The 256-nt window shown below is 55.9% G+C and carries 1 rRNA gene; it reads right to left on the reverse strand.

Annotated features, from left to right (window positions below):
- A 23S ribosomal RNA gene (locus tag EAE90_RS23500) occupies positions 1 to 256 on the reverse strand; the annotation flags it as partial.

Raw genomic sequence — 256 nt, forward strand, 5'->3', positions numbered from 1 at the left:
ATCGGTCAGTCAGGAGTATTTAGCCTTGGAGGATGGTCCCCCCATCTTCAGACAGGATTTCTCGTGTCCCGCCTTACTCATCGAACTCCCAGCCATACCATCTTCGAGTACGGGGCTGTCACCCTCTTCCGCCGGCCTTTCCAGACCGTTCCTCTGATGCTATCGCTGATGCAGGTTCTGGGCTGCTCCCCGTTCGCTCGCCGCTACTGGGGGAATCTCGGTTGATTTCTTTTCCTCGGGGTACTGAGATGTTTCA

It is taken from the genome of Photorhabdus caribbeanensis (assembly GCF_018448885.1).
In the GTDB taxonomy this organism is placed as follows: Bacteria; Pseudomonadota; Gammaproteobacteria; order Enterobacterales; family Enterobacteriaceae; genus Photorhabdus; species Photorhabdus caribbeanensis.